14 protein-coding genes and 4 pseudogenes are annotated in these 17,896 nt (G+C 65.9%); 6 read left to right on the forward strand and 12 right to left on the reverse strand.

Annotated features, from left to right (window positions below; genetic code table 11):
- Positions 1-440: 440 nt before the first annotated feature.
- Positions 441-725 (forward strand): hypothetical protein, encoded by a 285-nt coding sequence (locus BRADO_RS21380; RefSeq protein ID WP_011927429.1) that lies wholly within the window; start codon positions 441-443, stop codon positions 723-725.
- A 392-nt stretch (positions 726-1,117) separates the two neighbouring features.
- Positions 1,118-3,973: an AAA family ATPase gene (locus BRADO_RS21390; RefSeq protein ID WP_083794936.1), complete on the forward strand. Its 2,856-nt coding sequence runs from the start codon at positions 1,118-1,120 to the stop codon at positions 3,971-3,973.
- A gap of 937 nt (positions 3,974-4,910) precedes the next feature.
- Here BRADO_RS21390 and ccoG read toward each other — a convergent pair.
- Positions 4,911-6,353 carry a cytochrome c oxidase accessory protein CcoG gene (ccoG, locus tag BRADO_RS21395; RefSeq protein ID WP_011927432.1) on the reverse strand — a complete coding sequence of 481 codons (1,443 nt, stop codon included), beginning with the start codon at positions 6,351-6,353 and terminating at the stop codon, positions 4,911-4,913.
- Between the two features lie 43 nt (positions 6,354-6,396).
- Positions 6,397-6,600 (reverse strand): DUF2892 domain-containing protein, encoded by a 204-nt coding sequence (locus BRADO_RS21400; protein ID WP_008966006.1) that lies wholly within the window; start codon positions 6,598-6,600, stop codon positions 6,397-6,399.
- Positions 6,601-6,832: 232 nt separating this feature from the next.
- Here BRADO_RS21400 and BRADO_RS21405 point away from each other — a divergent pair, with 232 nt between their 5' ends.
- From BRADO_RS21405 to BRADO_RS21415, 3 genes are read left to right on the forward strand one after another with little or no spacing between them, the layout of a single operon-like run.
- The gene (locus tag BRADO_RS21405; RefSeq protein WP_157872683.1) at positions 6,833-7,798 is read left to right on the forward strand and encodes an efflux RND transporter periplasmic adaptor subunit; all 966 of its coding nucleotides are present in this window, start codon (positions 6,833-6,835) and stop codon (positions 7,796-7,798) included.
- The gene (locus BRADO_RS21410; RefSeq protein ID WP_011927434.1) at positions 7,795-11,019 is read left to right on the forward strand and encodes an efflux RND transporter permease subunit; all 3,225 of its coding nucleotides are present in this window, start codon (positions 7,795-7,797) and stop codon (positions 11,017-11,019) included. The genes BRADO_RS21405 and BRADO_RS21410 overlap by 4 nt, the downstream gene beginning before the upstream one ends.
- 9 nt (positions 11,020-11,028) lie before the next feature.
- Entirely contained in the window at positions 11,029-11,382 is a 354-nt protein-coding gene (locus BRADO_RS21415) for a carboxymuconolactone decarboxylase family protein (protein ID WP_011927435.1), read from the forward strand.
- A gap of 7 nt (positions 11,383-11,389) precedes the next feature.
- Here BRADO_RS21415 and BRADO_RS35135 read toward each other — a convergent pair.
- The 6 genes and pseudogenes from BRADO_RS35135 to BRADO_RS33510 all read right to left on the reverse strand — a co-directional run.
- Positions 11,390-11,542, reverse strand: a pseudogene (locus BRADO_RS35135) (M20 family peptidase); the annotation flags it as partial.
- Positions 11,543-11,637: 95 nt separating this feature from the next.
- The gene (locus BRADO_RS21420) at positions 11,638-12,021 is read right to left on the reverse strand and encodes an ATP-binding cassette domain-containing protein (protein ID WP_011927437.1); all 384 of its coding nucleotides are present in this window, start codon (positions 12,019-12,021) and stop codon (positions 11,638-11,640) included.
- A pseudogene (locus tag BRADO_RS21425) lies at positions 12,018-12,847 on the reverse strand (ABC transporter permease). Before BRADO_RS21425 ends, BRADO_RS21420 begins: the two are co-directional and overlap by 4 nt.
- Positions 12,840-13,019, reverse strand: coding sequence for an ABC transporter permease subunit (locus tag BRADO_RS35890; RefSeq protein ID WP_011927441.1), 180 nt, complete (start codon positions 13,017-13,019; stop codon positions 12,840-12,842). The pseudogene BRADO_RS21425 and the gene BRADO_RS35890 overlap by 8 nt, the downstream one beginning before the upstream one ends.
- 154 nt (positions 13,020-13,173) lie before the next feature.
- Positions 13,174-13,419 (reverse strand): annotated as a pseudogene (locus BRADO_RS35895) (ABC transporter permease); the annotation flags it as partial.
- 38 nt (positions 13,420-13,457) lie between these two features.
- Positions 13,458-13,943, reverse strand: a pseudogene (locus tag BRADO_RS33510) (ABC transporter substrate-binding protein); the annotation flags it as partial.
- 128 nt (positions 13,944-14,071) lie between these two features.
- Between BRADO_RS33510 and BRADO_RS21435 the strand changes: the two are divergent.
- Positions 14,072-14,536 carry a UTRA domain-containing protein gene (locus BRADO_RS21435; protein ID WP_011927444.1) on the forward strand — a complete coding sequence of 155 codons (465 nt, stop codon included), beginning with the start codon at positions 14,072-14,074 and terminating at the stop codon, positions 14,534-14,536.
- A gap of 12 nt (positions 14,537-14,548) precedes the next feature.
- On the opposite strand, the gene dhaK is transcribed toward BRADO_RS21435, so the two are convergent.
- From dhaK to BRADO_RS21455, 4 genes are read right to left on the reverse strand one after another with little or no spacing between them, the layout of a single operon-like run.
- Positions 14,549-15,538 carry a dihydroxyacetone kinase subunit DhaK gene (gene dhaK / locus BRADO_RS21440; RefSeq protein WP_011927445.1) on the reverse strand — a complete coding sequence of 330 codons (990 nt, stop codon included), beginning with the start codon at positions 15,536-15,538 and terminating at the stop codon, positions 14,549-14,551.
- Complete coding sequence (locus BRADO_RS21445; protein WP_011927446.1) at positions 15,535-15,987, reverse strand: hypothetical protein; 453 nt, start codon at positions 15,985-15,987, stop codon at positions 15,535-15,537. The genes dhaK and BRADO_RS21445 overlap by 4 nt, the downstream gene beginning before the upstream one ends.
- Entirely contained in the window at positions 15,984-17,591 is a 1,608-nt protein-coding gene (gene ptsP / locus BRADO_RS21450) for a phosphoenolpyruvate--protein phosphotransferase (protein WP_011927447.1), read from the reverse strand. The genes BRADO_RS21445 and ptsP overlap by 4 nt, the downstream gene beginning before the upstream one ends.
- Positions 17,592-17,894, reverse strand: coding sequence for an HPr family phosphocarrier protein (locus tag BRADO_RS21455; protein ID WP_050781029.1), 303 nt, complete (start codon positions 17,892-17,894; stop codon positions 17,592-17,594).
- Positions 17,895-17,896: the final 2 nt, after the last annotated feature.

Below are 17,896 nucleotides of genomic sequence, written 5' to 3' on the forward strand. Positions count from 1 at the left end.
TGCCCCGCGCTTCGCACCGGCATCTGCATCTCTCGTCCTAAGCATCGCACCGTGGATGGACGGGACAAGGCCGGCCATGACGACGTTCGAGACGGGCCGCATTCTCCACTGCCGCGACGCCCTGCAGCCGTCGATTTGATCGCTTATTGATGTTTTTTTGAAACGGATTTGACGACTTGGTACGATTTTCCTGATCTACTTCTCGGCGATTTTAATCAATTTTAGTTCCGAGCCGGCCTCATTCCGTCAGCCGGCAGCGACATTGACCATCGACGGCCAGACGCCAAGCCGTACGCATTCAGATTGCAGCCGGTCCAGCGTTGAAGTCTGGAGCGCGAACCACTTGTTCTGCCGGATGAGCCGTCTGACCGAGTTCTCGGGGCGACATCGCACCGCTCCAGTTGCTGATTATGAGAGTAAATATTGCAAAGGAGATTTCAATGCAGACCGCTGAAGATCCCTTACTATCCCCACACGCGCCGATTTTCGACATCCACCCGACCACTGGGATGCATTTCGAGGTGTTCTACTTCGACAAGGCGCCGAATGGCGCGCACAAGGATTGCGGCGGCTGGTTCTGGTGGCCGAGACGGCGCGGATTGCCGCCGGAAGGCCCCGCCACCGGCGCGTTTCCGACCAGCTATGCGGCTTATCGCGATGCCATGATCGGAAGCGGCGTGCATTGGCGCGCCACCACCCGCACGCCCGCCGCGATCGGGGCCTGAGTGCTCCCCGCCGGATCGGCGGCCGCGCGACGTCCGATGCCGACGGCCTGCCACGGCGCTTGCTGGAAAGCATCATGCTCTCAACTGCGCCTGCGCTGGCGGGAGTCGGTTCTCCTCAGGTCCGGGAAACGATCGGTTCCGCGCACCGTCGCTGATCTTGGCTCTGCCACAAGGTCCCGCCGCCTTCGTGCTGCCGACAATAACCTATGTGAACGAGGACCGATGACGCTTTTCGACGTGGTTCGACTCGACACGATGGCTGCAACTCACGGACGCCTTTCAGAAGAACATCTATCGGCCGTACTAATTGCCAGTCTGTCCGCCGTCGCCTACGCTCCTCGCTGTAGGCGGCCGGTGCAAGCGCCGGGCAACGGATCGACCTGCACACTGCAATGAGGCAGGCTCTGCAGATGGCATGGCGACAGCCACCGGAGAATGAGCTCAGAGTAGCTTTCGGGAGCTTCGTCCTCGACCTCGAAAGCGGTTGTGTTCGTGACCAGCATGGCGAGATCAGGTTGCGGCGGAAAAGCTTCGGCGTTCTCTGTCACCTCGTGCGTCATGCGGGACGGCTCATCAGCAAGGACGAGATGATCGCGGCGGTTTGGCCGACCGCCAACGTCTCCGATGCGTCGCTGGCGCAATGTGTCAGCGAGGTTCGTCTGGCGCTGGGCGACGAGCAGCAACGCTTGATCCGCACCGTCGTCGGACGTGGCTATCGCTTCGATGCCGCAGTCACCGCACTGGCGGACGGCGGGCGCGTCGGATCCGCTGCGCCATCCCCACCGATCGAACCCCGTCTCTGTGCGCCCGCTCGGATGATCGCAGCCGACCAGGAACGGCCCGCAGACACCAGCAGAGCCATGTCCGGAAACGCGTCGATCGTCGGCCGCGACGATGAGCTCGAGTGGATGCTGCGACGCTGGCGCGAGGCGGCCGGTGGCGACGGACAAGTCGTGCTGCTGAGCGGCGAAGCGGGCATCGGGAAATCGCGCCTCATCCTCGAATTCCTGGCGCAGGCGGCGGCAGCGCCGGAGCAATGTCTGCATTACGTCTGCGCCGCCGGACGATCGGACAGCCCGCTTCATCCCGCCATTTGCGAAATCGAGACAGCCGCGCGCATCGCGAGCGAGGATGAGCTTCATGAGCGTATAGCGAAACTCGAGGCATTCCTGCAGGGCTTACCGATCGCGCCGGTGGATCGGTCGGCGCTCACCTCGTTGCTGCGGCATGCGAACGACGGCACGGACGAACACGGATGGAGTCCACCTGAACGCCGCCAACGCGTGCTCGATGCGCTGCTGCGGCGGATCGAAGGGCAGTCTCTGGCTGCGCCTGCGATCGTGGTGGTCGAGGACATCCATTGGATTGATCCGACCAGCCTTGAGCTTTTGGATCGCCTCGTCGACCGCACCAAGCACCTCCGCCTCCTGATGGTGCTGACGTTCAGACCGGACATCGCGCCACCCTGGATCGGTCAGCACCACGTCAGCCTGCTGACCCTCAACCGGCTCAGTCCTCATGATATCAGCGAAATGATCGCAAGCATCTGCGAACGATCCGCAATCGCAGCCGAAGTCGTCAAGACCGTCATCGAGCGTTCCGCCGGTGTGCCTTTGTTCGTCGAAGAGCTCACGCAGGCCGCGTTGGATGGCGGCATCACGCTCGCGCGCGACATCCCCTCATCGCTGCAGGCCTCCCTGACGGTCCGGCTGGATCGCCTCGGCCCCGCCCTGCGGATTGCCCAGCTTGCCGCGATTGCGGGCGAAAGTTTTACCGCGCGACTGATTGCGGCGGTGGCCGATCTCGCGGCAGCCGAGCTCGAAGTCCTGCTCGCACCGTTGCTGGCGAGCGGCCTGATCCTGCCGCAACGGCCCAGGAACGAAGCCGCCTTCGCCTTCCGCCACGCGCTGCTGCGCGACGCCGTAGCCGCGACAATCCCGGCCGACGAGCGGCGCTCGCTGCATCTGCGGATCGCCACGGCGATGCTGCAGCAGATGCCGGTCCGGCCGTCCGCAGCACCTGAGGTCATCGCATCGCACTTTGCGATCGGCGGAGAACCGCACCGAGCGCTCCCGTGGTGGCGCCGCGCCGGCGAGGACGCGATGCGCAACGCCTCCTTCGAGGAAGCGCTCGTTCATTTCGGAAAGGCGATCGCCATCGCCGACGGCGGTGGGCCAGATAGCTCGGCTGCATCCTTGGCGTTGACCGAACGGCTCGCCCTGCAGGTCGCCTATGGTCAGACGCTGCTCTGGGCGCGCAGCACCGAGCAGGCCATCATGGCGTTCGCCCGCGCGCGCGAGCTTGCCGCGCGCATCGACCAGGTGGCGGTACGCTTTGCCTCCTATTACGGTCTCTGGGCCGGCAACATGATGAACGCACGGCTGGGCGAAGCCCGCGCCGTCGGGAGCGATTTTGTCCGCGAGGCCGACGACGCCGGCACCGCAACGGAGATCGGCGTCGCGCACCGCACATTGGGGACGGCGTTCTGGTTCATGGGCGGCTTCGCGCAGGCGCACGACCATCTCCGCACCGCGGTCGACATGTACGATCCAGAACGTGATCGCGGCGCGCAAGCGCGTTTCAGCGTCGTGCCTGGACCGCCGGCCAAGGTCTGTCTTGCGCTTGCCAGCTTTGTCACGGGAGACGCTGCGCAAGCCACACGTCTCGCCCAGGAGGCGCTTGGGGACGCCGACCGCGCCGAACATGTCCCCACTCAGACCTACGTCCTCACTCATGCGTTGATGCTCGATCTGATCGGCGGCGCGTCGGGTCGCGACGGGCTGTCGCGATTGCTGTTGCGGCTCTGCGCGGACCATGCCTTGCCGCATCTCGACTATGCCCGCGTCCTCGACCTCGCTACCCGCTTCCGACGCGGCGACGGGGCGGATCTGCAGCACCCGATGCGGCTCGCCATCGACAATCTCTGCCGCCACGGCCGTCGTCTGGGCATCCCCTGGTTCCTCGCCATCCTGGCCGAAATGGAAATGTCGGCCGGAGACCCGATGATTGCCCAGAGCACGATCGACAGGGCCGTCACCGAGGCGATGCGCTCCGAAGAGCGCTGGTACCTGTCGCAGATCCATCATCTGCAGAGCCGACTGCTGCTCAGCCGGGGCCAGCGCCCGGAAGCCGAGCAGGCTCACGCCAACGCGCTCGCCGTTGCAGCCAGTCAGCAGGCCGCCGCCTTTTCGCAACGCATCTCGCTCGCGGCCGACATCCCCGGCCTGCCCGACGGGCGACTCGTATGAGCGCCGCGTCTCCTCTGGCGCCTCTCGCGCGCGGCACGGTGCCTTACTTTTATCAAGTCCGTCAGACGGATCGTGGCGACTGCCTTCGAGGGACGAAACAAATGCTTTCGTTTTTTTCGAATATGTGATTAAGTTCCGGCGTCCCGCCTCGGCTAGAGGGGCGCATCGCGATCGTCACGAGACGCGGGGTGGGATGCGGTGGCCGCAGCCATGCTGCAGCGTGCCCTGGTGGCACGCCGACGAACAGCCGGTTGCGGACGTGAAGACGCGTGGTCCTGGCGCCCCGAAGCTGGCGCCAAGCCGTCCGGCGGTGATCCGGCGGCGACGGTGGCTAACAAGCCGGACACCGGGGAGAGCGCGTTATAAGCGTGAAAACCATCGCGCGGGGAATGCCGGGTGTTCTCGGCTGAACCTGTGGTGACTGCCGCCTGCATTTTTTTCCGCAGGCGGGCCATGGGTGCGGCCAGCGCCCGGCATTCCCCGCGCCCTCTTCTTTGAAAAGGGCGGAACGGACTGGAGCGACCCGGGCGCATCTGCGCCGCGGGAACGCTCGGCGATGTCTCGTTCTAACTGAATTCGAATGCGCTGTTTGACTCCGTGAACGCCTCTTGGCACTCGTCGAGCGATGATGGGGGGCAACATCGTGGGCCTCGCCCCTTCGAGACGGCCGCCTCTGGCGGCCTCCTCAGGGTGAGGAGGGAGTGTTGCCCCGCTCATCGTCCATGTGTAAACGGCGTGCTCGGAGCAAGACACGGGACAGACGCGCTCCTTGCGTATGCGTCGTCCTGTGTGTAGCGCCGCTCTCGGCGCCTGATCCTCTCCATGAGCACCCAGCTGACGCCGGTCTCGGAACCCGCCCCTCATGGTGAGAAGCGCCGCTTGCGGCGCGTCTCGAAACATGAGGCCCACGAACGCGCGTCCCGTCCAGCCCCTACTATCAACTCGCCGGCACGAAGTGGTCGTGCTTGCTCACCGACGCTCCAGTCGCCGGATCCGTGATCCTCATCTCGATGTCGACCGGCGCAGCCGGCAGGCCCGCTCCCTTGGCCTCGATCGAGACGCGGATCTCCCGCGTCTGGTCCTGGCCGACATCGATCACCATGCGGCCGTCAGCCTCACGCGCCTCGCCGGCGACGGTCACCTTCGCGTTCGGCAGGCCGACGACATTGAGCACGAAGTCCCGCGCGCCGCGCTTGTTCAGGAGGCGCACCGTGTAGTCGTTGCGCACGCCACCGTCCGACAGCTGCACGAACAGCGGATTGCGCTCATGCAGGACGTTGATGCCCATCGTGCCGCGGGTTGCCAGCGTGTACAGCATGACGCCGCCGACGATGGCGATGAAGCTCGCATAGATGATCGTCCGCGGCCGGATGAGCCGATAGATCTCCGGCTTGCCCTCGCGGCGCCTGGCGACGTTGATGTCGGTGTCGTAGCCGATCAGGCCGGTCGGACGGCCGATCTGGGTCATCACGGAATCGCAAGCGTCGATACACAGGCTGCACTGGATGCAGCCGAGCTGGATGCCGTTGCGGATGTCGACGCCGGTCGGGCAGACGTTGACGCATTGATGGCAGTCGACGCAGTCGCCCGCCGGCTCCCCCTGCAGCCGCGCCGCCTCGGCCTTCTTGACCGACATCCGCGGCTCCCCGCGGTCGCCCTTGTAGGTGACGTTGAGCGCCCATTCGTCGGTCAGCGCCGCCTGGATCCGCGGCCACGGACACATGTAAATGCAGACCTGCTCGCGGGCATGGCCGGCGAACAGATAGGTCGTAGCCGTCAGAATACCGATCCAGAGATAGGCTGTGAACGGCGCGTGAAAGGTGGCGAGGTCCTTCACCAGGGTCGGCGCGTCGTCGAAATACAGTACCCAGGCGCCGCCGGTCCACCAGCCGATCATGATCCAGAGGAAGTGCTTGGTCGCGACCTTGCGGATGTGGCTGAAGGTCCAGCCGCGCTTGTCGCCGAGCATGCGCTCGCGCCGGTCACCTTCGACCCAGCGTTCGACCGCGTAGAACAGATCGGTCCAGACCGTCTGCGGGCAGAGATAGCCGCACCACAGCCGGCCCGCGAGGGCGTTCATCAGGAACAGCGTGACGGCCGCAAGAATCAGAAGGCCCGTGAAATAGTAGACCTCCTGCGGCCACAGCTCGATGAAGAAGAAGTAGAAACGGCGGTGCGGGAAATCGACCAGCACCGCCTGGTTCGGCATTCCCGGGCCGCGATCCCAGCGCACGAACGGCAGCAGATAGTAGATGCCGAGCGTGATGCACAGTATCGTCCATTTGATCCGACGGAAACGGCCGTGCACGGCGGCGGGATAGACCTTGTCGCGCGCCTTGTAGAGCGGTCCGACAATGTAGGTTTCGCCCTGGTCGGCCATGATGCCCTTGCTTCGTCGTCATCTCGCCCCACCGCACTCCGGCTCAGGAGAACGCATTTCCGCTGCGCAAGCCCAGCTTCTTGAACACGATCGCCGCCGGGCAGAAGCCGGTGAACGACGCCTGGATCATGTTGAGGCCGGCGAAGGCCGTCAGCAGGAACCAGTACGGACTGACATACCAGCCGAGCGCGAGGCTGAGCAGGACGACGAATCCTGCGAAGGTGAGAACTGCTTTATCGACGTTCATGGCATGGTTCTCCATGGATGGATTTGAGCGGAATCAAGCCCGAGGTGGGGCGTACGGCCGTCCCGCGGTTCCGGATTTTCGCAACGTCCCCGACGGGGCCACGCCACCCGTGCCAGCAGACTGAAAGTGCCGCCGAGCCCTTGAAGATATATTCGTAAATTCGTATATACGCAATAGATAGTTTCAAACGAGCGGGTAAGTGATGCGCGGATTTTGGCTTCTGATCGCCGCCATGGCGTGGCAGATGACTTGGCAAACAATTGCGTCTCAAGCCGAAACGCTGACGGTGACCCCGCGTCAGGTCGCCGACGAGAAGGCGGTGTTCGCGACCGTGGAAAGCGTCAGCGTCGTTCCGGCGCGCGGTCGCATCGGCGGCACCATCGCGCAGCTTTCGGTGCGCGAAGGCGACCCGGTCAAGCGAGGCCAACCGATCGCCTTGATCGGCGACGAGAAGCTCGCGCTGCAGCTCAAGTCGCTCGACGCTCAGATCGAGGCGCTGCAGGCGCAGGCCAACCAGGCGCAGATCGACTTCACCCGCACCGAGGGTCTGGTCGAGCGCGGCACCCTGCCCCGCGTCAAGCTCGACGAGACGCGCACCGCGCTCAACGTCGCGGAGAATTCGCTGCGGGCCAAAACCGCCGAGCGCGCGGTGGTCAACCAGCAGATGAGCGAAGGCCAGGTGCTGGCGCCCGACGACGGTCGCGTGCTGAAGAAACTGGTGACGGTCGGCTCGGTGGTCCTGCCCGGCGATCCCGTAGTCACGGTGGCGCAGCAGAACTTCAAGCTGCGGCTGCGCGTGCCCGAGCGCCATGCGCTGTTCCTGAAGGCGGGCGACAAGATCCGTCTGGATGGCGCCGAGTTCGGCGAGAGCGGCGACAAATGGGGCGTGATCGACCTCGTCTATCCGCAGATCGAGGAAGGCCGCGTCGTCGCCGACGCGATCGTCCCGGGCCTCGGCCAGTATTTCGTCGGCGACCGGCTGCGGGTATGGATCTCCGGCGGCCAGCGCGAGGCCTATGTCATCCCCTCCCGCTATGTCATCACCCGCTTCGGCATCGACACCGTCCAGCTGCAGCAGGGCGCGCAACAGGTGAGCGTGCCGGTGCAGCGCGGCCGCGCGCTGCCGAGCGCCGATCTTCCCGATGGACTTGAAATCCTGTCCGGCCTGCGCGCCGGCGACCAATTGGTGCAGCCGTGAAACTCGGGCTCTCAGGCAAGCTGACCAAGGCGACCATCGCCTCGCCGTTGACGCCGCTGTTCCTGCTCGCCTCGCTCGTCGTCGGCCTCATCGCGGTGGTCGTGATCCCGCGCGAGGAGGAGCCGCAGATCAGCGTGCCCATGGTCGACATCCGCGTCAACGCCGACGGCCTGCGCGCGCCCGACGGTGTCGAGCTCGTGACCAAGCCGCTGGAGACGATCGTCAAGGCGATCGACGGCGTCGAGCACGTCTACAGCCAGACCGAGGATGACCGCGTCATGGTCACCGCGCGGTTCCTGGTGGGCACCAAATTCGAGGATGCGATCCTGCGCGTCCACGAGAAGATCCGCGCCAACCTCGACCGCATCCCCGTGGGCATCCCCGAGCCGCTGATCGTCGGCCGTGGGATCAACGACGTCGCGGTCACCGTGCTGACCTTATCGCCAAAGCCGGAAGCCGCCGAGCGCTGGTCCGACAAGGACCTCTATGAGCTGGCCGACAAGTTGCGCGCGGAGCTGACCAAGGTCGACAATATCGGGCTCACCTACATCTCCGGCGGCGGTGCCCAGCAGATCCGCGTCGAGCCCAGCCCGGAAAAGCTGTCGCTGTTCGGCGTCACCCTGCAGCAGCTCGTCGCCAAGGTGAAGGATGCGAACCGCTCCTTCCTCGCCGGCGACGTCCGCGACGGCGGCATCGTGCGGAACGTCACCGCCGGGCAGACGCTCGCCGGCATCCCTGATATCGGCCTGCTGCTGATCTCGACCCGCGACGGCCGCCCGGTCTATGTGCGCGACGTCGCGACCGTGGTCGTCGGCCCCAATCTTGCGGAGCACCGCGTCTGGGACGACGCACGCAACGACAAGGGAGACTGGCACCGCGTGCCTGCGGTGAGCCTGGCGCTCGCCAAGCGCGCCGGCGCCAATGCGGTCGTGGTGTCGCACGATATCGCGCAACGGCTCGAAGGACTGAAGACCATACTCATTCCCAACGACGTGGCGGTCACGGTGACGCGCGACTATGGCGAGACCGCCAATGAAAAGGCCAACGAGCTCTTGTTCCATCTCGGCCTCGCCACGATCTCGATCGTCGTCCTGATCGCAGTTGCGATCGGCTGGCGCGAGGCGCTCGTCACGTTCGTGGTCATCCCGACCACGATCCTGCTGACGATGTTCGCCGCCAATTTGATGGGCTACACCATCAACCGCGTCAGCCTGTTCGCGCTGATCTTCTCGATCGGCATCCTGGTCGATGACGCCATCGTCGTGGTCGAGAACATCGCCCGCCATTGGGGCATGCACGACGGCCGTCCGCGCCTGCAGGCGACCGTCGAGGCGGTGGCCGAGGTCGGCAATCCCACGATCGTCGCCACCCTCACCGTGGTCGCCGCCCTGCTGCCGATGCTGTTCGTGTCGGGCCTGATGGGCCCCTATATGGCGCCGATCCCGGCCAACGCCTCGGCCGCGATGCTGTTCTCGTTTGTCGTGGCGATGGTCGTGGCGCCCTGGCTGATGCTGCGACTCGCGCCGAAGCAGGTCGCCGCCGCAGCCAGCGCGCATCACGATGCCCATGGCGAGGGCCGGCTCGGGCGGATCTATCGCAGCGTGGCGCGTGCAATCGTCGCCAGCAAGCGCTCCGCATGGATCTTCCTGCTCGGCGTCGGGATCGCCACGCTGCTGTCGATGACGCTGTTCGCGACCAAGTCCGTCACTGTCAAGCTGCTGCCGTTCGACAACAAGTCGGAGATCGCCGTGATGGTCGATCTGCCGGAAGGCGCGAGCCTGGAGGATACCGAGCGGACGCTGTTCGCCGCGGCCGACATCGCGCATCAGCTGCCGGAAATCACGAACGTGCAGAGCTATGCCGGCACGGCGGCGCCGTTCAATTTCAACGGTCTCGTCCGGCACTATGACTTGCGGGAACGGCCGGAGCTCGGCGAACTCCAGGTCAATCTCGCCGCGCGCGGCGACCGCAAGCGCTCGAGCCACGACATCGCGCTCGACCTGCGGCAGCGACTGAAGGCGGTGTCGGTGCCATCCGGCAGCAGCATCAAGGTGGTCGAAGTGCCGCCCGGGCCGCCGGTGCTGGCGACCCTGCTCGCCGAGATTTACGGCCCGGACGCGGCGACTAGGCGTGCCGTTACCGCTGAGATGAAGAAGGTGTTCGCCGATGTGCCCTTCATCGTCGACATCGACGATTCCGTCGGTCAGCCACGGCCGCGGCTGCGGCTGTCGATCGACCAGGACAGTCTCGAATATTTCGGGGTCGAGCAGCGCGACGTCTACGACACCATCCAGACCTTGTTCGGCGGCGTCTCGGTCGGCTACTCGCACCGCGGCGAGGACCGCAACCCGATCGAAATCGCAGTCAAGCTGCCGAAGCGCGCCAGGAGCTGGAGCGAGGCCCTGGCCTCGACGCCGGTGCCGGCCAACACCCTGCCCGGCAGCAAGACGGTGGTCGAGCTCGGCCAGGTCCTGAAGGCGACGATGGAAGACGGTTCGCCGATGATCTTCCGCCGCGACGGCCGCTTCGCCGACATGGTGATGGCCGAGCTCGCCGGTCGTTTCGAGGCGCCGCTGTACGGCATGCTCGCGGTCGCCGACCGGATCGACGCGCATGACTGGGGCAAGCTGCCGAAGCCCATGATCGGCTTCCATGGCCAGCCGACCGACGAGCAGCGTCCCACCCTGCTGTGGGACGGCGAATGGGAGATCACCTATGTGACGTTCCGCGATATGGGCGCGGCGTTCGGCGCAGCGATCCTCGGCATCTACGTGCTGGTCGTGGCGCAGTTCAAAAGCTTCAAGCTGCCACTCGTCATCCTGACTCCGATCCCGCTGACGCTGATCGGCATCCTGCTTGGCCACTGGCTGCTCGGCGCGCCGTTCACGGCGACGTCGATGATCGGCTTCATCGCGCTCGCCGGCATCATCGTGCGCAACTCGATCCTGCTGGTCGACTTCATCCGCCACAGCGGCGCCGAAGGCAAGACCCTGCGCGACGTGGTGCTGGAGGCCGGCGCCGTGCGCTTCAAGCCGATCCTGCTGACCGCGCTCGCGGCCATGATTGGCGCGGCGACGATCCTGCTCGATCCGATCTTCCAGGGCCTGGCGATCTCGCTGCTGTTCGGCCTGGCCTCATCCACCCTGCTGACCGTGCTCGTCATCCCCGCGATCTACGTCGCGCTGCGCGAGCCCGGCAAACCTACCATGAAAGCACCCTAGGACATGTCCATGACCAAGAATTACAACGAGATCTGCAAGGACATCTCGGGCAACCTGAAAACTCTGCGCAAGGACATCCCCGATGTCATGCAAGGCTTCTCGGCGATGGCGCGGGCCGCCGGCGCCGACGGCGCGCTCGACAAGAAGACCAAGGAGCTGATCGCGCTGGCGATCGGCGTCGCCGTCCGCTGCGACGGTTGCACCGGCTTCCATGCCGAGGCGCTGGTGCGCCTCGGCGCCACGCGCCAGGAGGTCGAGGAAACGCTCGGCATGGCGATCTACATGGGCGGCGGTCCGTCGCTGATGTACGCCGCCGACGCGATCGGCGCCTTCGAGCAGTTCCAGCAGCAGGAGGGCGCCTGAGGCGGGCTCAGCCGCAGATGTCGAGAATGGCAAGCATGTAGATGCGGATCATGTCGAGATAATCGGGAATGTCGACGCGCTCGTCCGGCATCGTGTTGTACCGGCCACCGGGGCCGCAGACGATGCCCTCCATGCCGCCTGAGGCGTACAGATGGCCGGCAGGCGACGTCATTCTGACCTATGTCGCCGGCGAGCTGCAGGGCGGTGTCGGGACCTTCTCGCTGATCGAGCAGGGGCTGCGCGCGGACTACTTCATCAATTCGGAGCATTCAGCGCGCGATGGTGCATCAGCGCCTCGGTGACCTGGCGACCGATGGTCAGCGTTGGATTCAGCGCGGTGGATGGATCCTGGAACACCATGGCGATGCGGCGGCCACGCACCGCGGTCAGCTGTTTCGGACCAAGCGTCCGCAGGTCGATGTCGCCGAGCCGCAGCGAGCCCGACACCTTGCGGGCATTGCCCGGCAGGTGCCGCATCAGCGCCCAGGCCAGCGAGCTCTTGCCGGAGCCGGATTCGCCGACCAGGCCAAGCACCTCGCCGGGCGCGATGTCGAGCGACACCTCGCGCAGCACTTCGACTGCGCCGGCGGCCGTTACGTAATCCAGCTCATAATTCGAGATGGCGAGCGCCGAACTCATCGATCATCCCGCGGGTTGAGCGCATCGCGCAGAGCGTCGCCGAGAAGATTGAACGCGATGGCGGAGAGCGCGATCGCGGCCGATGGCGCGATCAGCATCCACGGCGCCTGGTGCATGTATTGCCGCGCATCGCCCACCATCAGGCCCCATTCCGACGCCGGCGGCTGTGCACCGAGGCCAAGGAAGCTGAGGGTCGCGAACAGCATGACGGCAAAGGACACGCGGATCGTGGCCTCGATCACGATCGGTCCCCTCACATTGGGCAGCATCTCGCGGAAATGATCTGCGCGACGCCCTCGCCGCGCGCGACCGCAGCCTTGACAAAGTCCTGGTTGCGCACGGCGAGCGCGACCGAGCGCGTCACCCGTGCCATGCCCGGCGCGAACGCGATAGCAATGGCGACTACGGCATTGCCGGCACCATTGCCCAGCGTGCTGACCAGCAGCAGGGCCATGAGCAGGCCGGGAATAGCCATGACAGCGTCGTTGGTCCGCATGATGACGTCCTCGGCCTTGCCACCGAGAAAGGCCGAGGCGACGCCGATGACGGCTCCGATCTTGCTTCCCGCCAAGGTCGCCGCGAGCGCCATCGGAACGGTCGCCCGCGCGCCGGACAACAGACGGCTCAGCACGTCGCGGCCGAACTGGTCGGCACCAAACAGGTTTTGCTACCCCGGCGCACGGAAGCGGCCGAGCAAATCCATCTTCTCCGGCCCGTATGGCGCGAGCCATGGTCCAAGGAGGCAGACCACGGCAAGCACGGCCAGCAGAACGATGCCAATTGCACCCTGCGGCTTGCGGATCATGCGCACCAGCGGCTCAGTCATAACGGATTCGCCGGTCGAGCAGCGCGTAGACAACGTCCGCGAGCGTGTTGGTGATCGCGTAGGTCACGGCCATGATCATCGCGCCGGCCTGGATCGACGGCAGATCGCGGGTGGTGATCGCGATCATCAGCGCACGGCCGATCCCGGGAATGGCTAAGATCTCCTCGATCACATGATGCCTCCGAGCAGATAGCCGACGTTGAGCGCAACGATGGTGATGACCGGCAACAGCGCGTTGCGCAAGACGTGGCGGACCAGCACCGTCCGCTCCGGCAGCCCCTTCGCCGCGCCGCGCGGACGTAGTCCGATTGCAGAACGTCCAGAGTCTCCGAGCGCATCATGCGCATGACATGGGCGACCAGGATGACCGAGACCGTCAGAACGGGAAGCGCGAGGTGGCGCAGTGCGAGGCCGGAGTCCTCGAGCGGCGACACGTAACCGGTGGCGGGCAACCACGGCAGGACGTCAGTGAGCAGCATCGCCAGCACCGTCGCGGTGACGAACTCCGGCAGCGAGACGCCGAGATAGGCGACGATGCTGGTGATGGTGTCAGCCGCGCTGCCCTGCGGCAAACATGCCGAGCGGAACGGCGACGGGCAGCGTGACGACGAGTGCCCCAGCGGCCAGCGGCGAGGCTGCCGAGATCGCTGGCGATGATCTTAGCCGGAACGATGCGCGCATTCGTGTAGGCGAGTGCGACCGGCAAATCGGCGAAGGCGACCGAGAGCGCGAACTTTACGGTCGACGAATCGACGGCGGCGACGTCCTTGATCGGGCCGACATTGGTGCGCGCCGGCGAGGCCGTTATCGGATCGAGGATCGCCTTGAAGGTTGCGACGACATCCTCCGACGTCAGCGGCGTGCCATCGTGGAACGTCAGGCTCGGACGAAGCTTGAAGGTCCATTCGGTCAGTCCAGCGGCGGCTTCCGGATTGACGCGCGCGAGCAGCGGGTGAATCACGGCCGCACCCTGGTCGACAGAGATCCGCAGCATGCCGCCTCGCTTTGGCGCCTCGGCCGCGAGAGAAACCTGCGGCAAGGCGCCGAGCGCCAGCGCGGAGCCTGCAAGGATATGACGACGGGTGACGGACAGCATCGGGTGACGTCCTATGAGAGCGAGCGGGTTTCGGGACAGAGCTCGGGACTGAACTCGTTTGATAGATAGGCGAGTACCGATTTCGCCAGTGCGACGATGTCAGACAGTTTGGTCGACTCACCGGGCGCATGGATGCGGCTATCGGGCTTGCCGAGGCCGGTCAGCAATACCTCTTGCCAGGCAGCCTGCTGCGCTCCGAGGCCGAGGTGCTGTCGGTGACATCTCGCCCCGCCGCAAAGGCCGAGGCGACGCTGTTTGCCGTGCCCGGTGGCGAGCCGCTGCTCCATCTCCATCGCATCCGCCGCGTCGCCCGGGCGCCGGTGCTGCATTCACGCATCGCGATGGTCGCGAGCCGCGTGCCAGACTTTCCGCGCGAGACGAACAAGGTTCCTGGCATCCGCATCGCCGCCGTGCGCGAAAAGGTCACGGCCGAGGTAGCGACCAGGGAGGATCGCAAGCTGCTCGGGCTGCCAGCCCCGAGCGCCGTGCTGGTCATCGACGAAGAGGCCTACGACCAGTCCGGCGCACTCGCGATCCTGAGCCAGCACCGCGCGACGACGGCGCATCATTATTATTCGAACGAGATCCGCTGAGCAGCGGTCCGCTCAGCAGCCCCAGCGCAACGCCGCCGTGTGCACCGGCGCATCCCACAGCGGGAGCGTTGCATCGTCGAGCGCTGTCACGGTGAGCGAGCATCCGGCCATGTCGAGCGAGGTGACATAAGAGCCGACCAGGCCGCGCGCGATCGTGAGCCCTCGTCCTTCAAGGATCCGGCGCGCTGAATTGGTCATCAGATAGAGCTCCATCGCCGGCGTGCCGCCGAAGCCGTTGACCAGCAGCAGGCATGGCGTACCCGGCTTGGCCGCGAGATCGGCCAGGATCGCGCTCATCATCTCCTCGGCGATCGCATCGGCCGGCGCGAGCTTGACGCGCCGGCGTCCTGGCTCGCCATGGATGCCGACTCCCATCTCCATCTCGTCCTCACCCAGAGCGAAGGTCGGCTTGCCGGCTGCCGGCACGGTGCACGAGGTCAACGCGACGCCCATTGAGCGGGTGCGCTTGTTCACGTCGTCGCCGAGCGCCTTCAGCGCGTCGAGATCGCGGCCCTGCTCGGCGGCGGCGCCGAGAATCTTTTCGACGACGAGCGTGCCGGCGACGCCGCGGCGGCCGGTCGAATAGGTCGACGTCTCCACCGCGACGTCGTCATCGGTGATGACAGTCGCGACTTTCGCGTCCATCATCTCCGCGGCCATCGCGAAATTCATGACATCGCCTTCGTAGTTCTTGACGATGAACAGCGAGCCGCCGCCGGTCTCGACGGCCTGCGCTGCGGCGAGCATCTGGTCGGGCGTCGGCGAGGTGAAGACCTGGCCCGGACAGGCGGCGTCCAGCATGCCTTGTCCGACAAAGCCGGCATGCAGCGGCTCATGGCCGGATCCACCGCCGGAGATCAGCGCGACCTTGCCCGGCTTGAGACTTTTGCGGCGGACGAACTTGCTCTCGTCGCCGAGCGTGACGATGTCGCCATGAATGGCGGCAAAGCCCTGCAGGCTCTCGGTCAGCACATCGTCGACCGCGTTGATCAGCTTCTTCATGGCGTCCCTCCCGGTTCGGCATCGTCATTGTTTTCATTGGCTGAGATCAGGGCGGTGATGCCGCGCGCGACACCCGTGATGATGCGGTCGGCATGGGCGTTGAGCGCGGGATCGCCAAAATCGGGCAGCTCGACGACGAGGCGTCTCATCGGCCGCTGCGTTTCAGCCTCGTCGAGCCGGCCCGGATGCGCGGCGCGATAGGCCGTCAGGAAAGCCTGCTGCTCGTGCGGAGAAAAATGGCAGATGTGAAAGATGGTCTCGACATGCTGCAGCGGGATCGGCGTTGCATAGGCAGGATTTACGATTTGCGAGATGAAGCTGCGATTCTTGCCGATGGCCTCCGCGAGCCGCTGCCGCGTGCCCGACGGGCGGCTGTCGATGACCGCGCGCAGGATCGCCTTGTATTCGGCGAGCGGGCTTGCGGAGCCCGATGAGTCCTGCTCGCTCATGCGCTCCCCACAGGCCTGGCCAGATCGAGTTCACGGATCGCGGCTTTTACCTGCGGCAGCAAACCCGGCGAGACCGAGAGCGCGCGCACGCCCGCCCTGAGCAGAGCAGGAATGGCGCTGACGTCACCCGCGGCATCACCGCAGATCGAAACGTCGACGCCTCTTGCCCGGGCCGCCCGCACGACATGCGCGATCATCGCGAGGACGCCCGGATGCAGCACGTCGGCATAGTCGGCCACCTCGGCGCCGTCGCGCGACGCCGCGGTGGCGTATTGGGTCAGGTCATTGGTGCCGATCGAGAAGAAGTCGGCGGCAAAATCCTGCGCGGCCAGCGCCGCGGCCGGCACCTCGATCATGATGCCAAAGGCCGGTTCCGCGAAAGCAAGGCTGTCCTTCGCGAGGTCGTCCAGCACAGCACGCAGATGCCCGCGTGCGGCATCCAGCTCGCCGGCATTGGTGACCATCGGCAGCATCACCTTCAGCGGCCCGAGCGCGGCGGCCCGCGACAACGCCCGCAGCTGTACGCGGAAGATCTCCGGATGGCGCAGCGACAGGCGGATCCCGCGCAGTCCGAGGAACGGATTGCTCTCGCCGTCGATCGTGTAGCCAGGGATCGGCTTGTCGCCCCCGGCATCGAGCGTACGGATCGTCACCGGGCGGCCATCGGCCCAGCGCATCAGCTCGGCATAGGCGCGGTATTGCGCCTCTTCGTCGTGGAGCAGATTGGCTGTCAGGAATTCGGTGCGGGCGAGCCCGACGCCGTCGCCGGCAGATGCCGGCGCGATCGCCATGTCATTGGGACCGGAAATGTTGACCAGCACCGCCACCGGCGTTCCGTCGCGCGTCAACGCCGGCTCGTGCTGGCGAGCGATGGCCTCCGCCTTGCGGCGCCTGAACTCATCAATCTCTCTACGAGCGGCGGCGATGCGTTCCGGGTCAGGATCGACAACGACCTCGGCGCGCGTGCCGTCGACCAGCAGCTCTCCTGCCAGGCGCTCCCAGCCGCGGCCGAGCCCCACCACCATCGGGACGCCGCGGCCGCGCGCGAGCATCGCGACATGGCTGGTTGGGCTGCCCTCGCCCAGCGCAATGCCGCCGCCTTTCGACCAGTCGACGCCGAGGAAGGCCGATGGCGCGAGGTCACGCGCGACGATGATGGCGCCACTGGGAAGCTGGCCATCATCGGCAAGACCGAAGAGATGTCGCACCACGCGATCCCTGATGTCGGCCAAGTCGCTGGCGCGGGCGCGGAAATATTCGTCATCGGCGGATTCGTAGCCCGCGATCTCCTGGGCCATGGCTGCGCGCCAGGCATCCTCGGCGGCAGTGCCGCGCTCGATCTGCGCAAAGGCGGCTTCCGTGAGCGCATCGTCCTCGAGCAGCGCGAGCTGGAAGCCGATCAGCTCGGCCGCATCGCCCTGGAGGCTCGCGATCAACTCGGCCACCGCGTCACGCGCGCGCGCGACCGCGGCGGCGAGCGCGGCATGCTCCTCTGCAATCGAGCCCTTGGCACGGCTAGCGCCCTCCAGCGCGCGCCGGATCACCGCCGGCCCCATAGCCAGACCTTCCGACGCTGCGCGACCTCGGATGCAGCGTTCCACCATCTACTCCTCGTCGAATTTCCGGTTGACGAGATCGGCAAGCGCGCGCACGGCCTCCGCCGCATCCGGACCATTGGCTCGCACGTAGAGGGTCTCGCCCTTCGCTGCCTTGACGCGCATGATCTTCACCGGGCTCTTGGCATCGGTCCATGGCCCGTCGGCCGCGATTGCGATCTCCACCGTCGATGCGAAGCGCTTGGCGAGCTGAGTCAGCTTGACCGAAGGGCGCGCGTGCAGCCCGACCGCATTGGTCAACAGCGCATGCCCCATCGCGTCCTGCATCCCGATCTCTCCGCCATCAGCCATTG

Source organism: Bradyrhizobium sp. ORS 278 (assembly GCF_000026145.1).
Lineage (GTDB): Bacteria > Pseudomonadota > Alphaproteobacteria > Rhizobiales > Xanthobacteraceae > Bradyrhizobium.